Genomic DNA, 5,441 nt, shown 5'->3' with positions numbered 1-5,441 from the left:
TTCAAATTCTGAAATTGAAGTTGTTTTGTTTAAGCTATTTACAAAAGCTACATTCTTAGCACCTTCATGTTGCATTAGAAATGTCCCTAAACTCTTACCTGGCCCTACTTCAACCATCGCAGCTTCCGGAAGTTCGTTTAGTAAATTTTTAACAGCAGTATTAAACTGAACTGGAAGTCTCATATGTTGAGTCCAATATTCAGAAGAAGTTGCTTCAGAATCTTTCATCCAGTTTCCTGTCACAGTAGACATTATCGGAATTTTTGGATTCTTAAGCTGAACACCGGTCAATAGTTTTTGAAATTCTTCCAAAGCAGGATCCATCATTTCAGAATGAAATGCATGGCTAGTTTGTAAAATTTTTGAAGGAATTTCATTTTGTTTTAGAGCAATTTCAAAAGCCTCTATTAATTCAGTAGGTCCCGAAGCTACGCATAGATTTGGTGCATTATCGGCAGCTATGGTAATACCTTTGGGTAGAATTGGAAGAATATTTTCAGCAGAAGTCCGAATCGAAAGCATAGAACCAGGGCTAAGTTCACTGATCAGTTTTCCACGCTTAGCAACAATTTTTACAGCATCCTCTAAACTCATCACTCCCGAAATGCAAGCAGCCACAAATTCACCAATGCTATGACCAATTAAAGCTGAAGGTTCTATTCCTTTACTTTCCCATAGTTTTGCCAAAGAATAAGACACAGCAAAAATTACAGGTTGAGTATTTCTGGTATTAGCCAGATTTTCTTCTTCTACAGTTGAAATTTGATCTGGGTAAAGCAATCCAAACAATGATGTTCCTGTATATTTAGAAAACAAATCATCACATAGATCTAATTCTCTTTTAAATATTGGTTCTTTTTCATAAAGGTCTTTCCCCATAGAAACATATTGAGCTCCTTGGCCTGGAAATAAGAAAACCGGGAAATTAAACTCTCCCTTTCTTTTGACTGCTGGGTTAATTCCAGAAATTATTTCTTCAAGTCCCGCTAGCAGTTCTTGCTGGTTTTTAAAAGTAACAGATGAACTTAGTTTATAAGCCCCATTGTTTTTATTTAAATTATACCCAAACTGTCCCAGAGACATTTTGGGATTTTGAACAACAAAATCAGAAAGTTTTTTAGCATACTTCTTTAGGCTGTTTTCGGTATTTGCTGAAAAATAAATTGTTTGGTCAATTTCAGAAGTAGGGATACTTTTAGAAGATTTTGAAACAAATTCTTCCAAAATAATATGGCAGTTTGTCCCACCTATACCAAAAGAGCTAACTCCTGCTTTTCTAGGGACTTCAGAAGCCCATTCTTTGGTTTTATTTTGAACGTAAAAAGGAGAATTTTCAAAATCAATTGAGGGGTTTGGTTTCTCAAATCCAATTGAAATAGGGAGAGTTTTTTCGTGAAGAGCGTGTATGGTCTTAATCAAACCAACTATTCCAGCTGCCGCATTTAAATGACCAACGTTTCCTTTTACTGATCCTATTGCACAATTCTGTTTTTTTACTTTCTCACCAAATGCAAGTTTTAAACCTTCAATTTCAATTGGATCCCCTATTGGTGTAGCTGTCCCATGTGTTTCCACATAGCTAATTTCTGAAGGGTTAACAGCAGCATCTTGCAAGGCCATCATAATAGCTCCTGCCTGTCCTTCTACACTTGGTGCGGAAAAACTGCTTTTATTGGCACCATCATTATTGGTCCCTATCCCTTTAATAACTGCTAAAATTGGATCACCGTCTTGAATTGCCTGTTCATAATCTTTTAACAAGACAGCTCCTCCTCCATCACTAAATAAGGTTCCCGATGCGTCTGCATCAAAAGGCCTGCAATGCCCATCTTTACTTAAAATTGAGCCTTCTTCATAGATATGTCCGCTATTTACAGGATATGCAACAGAACTAGCTCCGGCTATGGCTGCAGTACATTCACCTGATCTGATACTTTTTACAGCATTAGCCACGGCCACAAGAGCAGTGGAGCAAGCTGTATTAACACTTACTGCTGGACCTTTTAAATCTAAAATATAGGCTACCCTAGTTGCGAGATAATCTTTTTCATTTACTGAATTGATCTGCAAATTACCAAGTGAGGCTGTTAAGTCTCTATCAAAAACCAGGTTTCTAGAAAAATAATAATTGGTGCTACATCCTGCAAAAACCCCTATATCAAAATCAGGTGTATTGGCGATGTACCCAACTGAATCCAAAGCTTCAAAAGCTACTTCTAAAAAAAGCCTTTGCTGAGGATCCATAGCAGAGGCTAGCTTCGGATTGAAACCAAAAAATTCATTATCAAAATCTTTTATATCATTTATTATCCCTCTTGCTTTTATATAATTCTTCTCTTCTTTTGCCTTTACTTGTTCACTTGGGTCTAATTCACTTATATCAAAAAAGTGGATTGTTTCTTTTCCATTTTTGATCATTTCCCAGAATTCATAGCTATTATTAGCACCTGGGAATCTACTAGCAGTGGCTATAACTGCTACATCCCTATTTCCATCATTAATTCCTTTCTTTTTGGGGGAAAGTACTTTTAGACTATTCTCACTTTCCTTTAAATAGGCAGCCTGAGCTTTAAGTTTAGGGTACTGATAAATTTTTGTTACTGTAAATTCTTTTCCAAATGTCTTTTTTATCTCAATCGCCATTCTTTGAGCTAAAAATGAAGATCCACCTAGTTCAAAAAAGTGATCATCCCTTCCAACTTGATCTAGATTCAAAATTCTTTTCCAAATATTAGCTAAATCAGATTCAGCTTTGCCTCTAGGCTTTACATAATTCTCTTTAAAAGGATTCGCAATTACTAAATTCTGAGAAAGTCCTTTTCTATCAATCTTACCATTTGAAGTTTTTGGAAAGCTATCTTTTCTAATACAGTTGGTAGGGATCATATAAACCGGAAGCCGATCTTTTAAATAAGACAACATTTCTGCTTCCTTTACTTGATTAGCCTCACTTACATAGAACAGGGACAAATACTTTTGACCATCCTCAAATTCATTGACGATAATAGCTGCTTGTTCAACTCCAGAAAGCTCAGTAGCCACTGCTTCAATCTCCCCTGTTTCAACCCTGAATCCACTGATTTTTACCTGGTCATCAATTCTCCCCAAAAAGAAAATCTCTTTGCTTTCAGTGTAATATCCCAAATCTCCGGTTTTGTAAACCATTTTGGTACTTCCATCTTTTAAAGAAAGCGGGAAAAATGATTTTTTTGTTAATTCAGGCTGATTAAGATATCCCCTAGCAAGGCAAACACCAGAGAAATATATTTCTCCTTCAACTCCAGTCTCGGTTATTATATTAAGCTCTTTATCTAATATCAAACTCTCGACCCCGTCTATTGCCTTTCCAATAGTCGGTAAATCATCCCATTTAGATGGATCATTGGACAATTCCAATTGAGTAACGATACATGTGCATTCAGTTGGCCCATATTGATTAAAAAGTTTTGCTTTTTTCACTTTAGAAAAAAGTGATTTGACTGCTCTAGTTGATTTTAATTGTTCACCACAGGTCATGACTTCCTCTAAATATTCTGGGTAAATAGAGGAATTCTCTGCTTCGTTCGCAATCCCTTGAAGTGCTACAAATGGTAGAAACAATCGTTGAACTTTCTGTTCATTTAAAACTCCAATGAGGGCACTATTATCTCTTAAGATTTCTGCATCAACTATTTGCAAAGTTCCACCAGAGCATAATGTGCTGAAAATCTCCTGAACTGAGATGTCAAATGTCAATCTTGTGAACTGAAGAGTTTTTATCCCAGGCTTGGAAAAGGAATTGTTCAGCTGCCATTGGATTAAATTAATTATACCTTCATGAGGTACACAGACACCTTTCGGCTTTCCTGTTGAACCTGAAGTGTACAAAATGTAAGCTAAGTCGTTGCATTTTAATTCCCCTATTTTGGAGCTATCGGGGTTCCTATTTAAATCAATAGAATTAAGATTGAGAACATCTTTGGGGTCGCTTTTTAGGTAATACTTTACTCCACAATCTTCTACAATCTGATTAATCCTACTTTCTGGGAAACTTGAATCAATTGGTAGATAAGTCTTCCCGGCATTTAAAATGGCTAATATGTTAACAATGAGTTGAGCTCCCCTTGTAGTGGTTAGAGCAATAATTTCTTGATCAGCAGCTTCAGATAAAATTGATCTACTCAAAAAGGTTACTTTTTCTTCCAGTTCTTGAAAGGTCATTTTATCTACTCCTGTATCAATAGCGATTTCTTTGGAGTATTTGTTCCACGAATCTTTGACTAAGTCAATAATAGAATTAAAAGAAAAGTTTTTACTCATTATAAATTAAAATTAACAACCTATTTAACCAAAACTGAATCTTCTTTATCCAATTTCTCAAAAATACCTTTAACATCCTGCGACGACTCTTTATCTAATACTAAAATAGCATCAGGAGTCTCCACCAAAATAACATTAGAAACACCAATAAAAGAAACAAATCTATTGCAACCAATAGTGAAATTTCCTTTTTCATCTAATTTAAGTTCTTTCTTTTCAGCAAGATGATCAGCCAAGGCATCAAATGATCCCATATCTGACCATCTTATATCTGAAGGAATAACTGCAATATTTTTAGATTTCTCCATTACTGCATAATCGACACTGATTGAGGAAATTAAGGAATTTGTTTCTTTTTGTAAAAAACCTTCTTTCATACCTTCCAAAGCAATATGAACAGATTTCATCATTTCAGGTTGAAATTTAGTTAACTCATTTAAAAAAGCTGATGCTTTAAAGCAAAACATCCCGCTATTCCATAAAAAATTACCTTTTGAAATAAACTCTTTTGCAAGCGCTTTTGTAGGTTTTTCACGAAACCCGATAACAGACTCTCCAAGACATTCAATATATCCATAAGCTGATTCAGCTCTTGAAGGTTTTATCCCAAAGGTGACCAATTTATTTTCTTTTGCCAGTTCAATAGCTCTATAAACACATTTCTGATATTCTTCTTCGTTTTCAATTAAATGATCGGATGGAGTAACCATCAGAATATCCTCTGGACATGCCAATAGAGCCGCGAATGCAATTGCAGGGGCAGTATTTTTTGGCAGAGCTTCTATTACTTCAGAATATTTTTCTATTCCCATATTGTCCAAAATATGACGAGAAAGCATATAATTATCCTCATTGCCTACAATGATCAATTCGGGGTTTAAAAATTCATTTCTTTCCACACATAGCTGGAAAAGCGATTTTCCGGAAAATAAATCCAAATATTGCTTAGGTTTTGTTTTCCTGGAGAGTGGCCAAAGCCGGCTTCCTACTCCGCCTGAAAGAACAACATGCTTAATTTTAGTAACACTTTCCATATTCAAGTTTTAAATGAATAAAGCCTAGAGAAAATTATCCAGACTTTTTAAATCTATTTTTTCGATGATGCAAGATAAGTATAAAATATTCAAAATTCATTTTTTATA

The 5,441-nt window shown here is 35.1% G+C and carries 2 protein-coding genes; both read right to left on the bottom strand.

From position 1 onward, the window contains the following. On the bottom strand, nucleotides 1-4,299 hold a 4,299-nt coding region (locus Q0L68_RS15605; protein WP_296705017.1), incomplete at its 3' end, for an amino acid adenylation domain-containing protein. A 20-nt stretch (nucleotides 4,300-4,319) separates the two neighbouring features. After that, nucleotides 4,320-5,333: a mannose-1-phosphate guanylyltransferase gene (locus tag Q0L68_RS15600; protein WP_296705015.1), complete on the bottom strand. Its 1,014-nt coding sequence runs from the start codon at nucleotides 5,331-5,333 to the stop codon at nucleotides 4,320-4,322. Between the last annotated feature and the right edge of the window lie 108 nt (nucleotides 5,334-5,441).

Source organism: Algoriphagus sp. (genome assembly GCF_024642405.1).
GTDB lineage: Bacteria > Bacteroidota > Bacteroidia > Cytophagales > Cyclobacteriaceae > Algoriphagus.
The sequence above is the reverse complement of the archived record's forward strand: the minus strand, read 5'-3'. Positions and strand labels throughout refer to the sequence as shown.

Excerpts from the sequence above, each read along its gene's own strand:
- Q0L68_RS15600 (WP_296705015.1), bottom strand. The coding sequence starts at position 5,333 with ATGGAAAGTGTTACTAAAATTAAGCATGTTGTTCTTTCAGGCGGAGTA.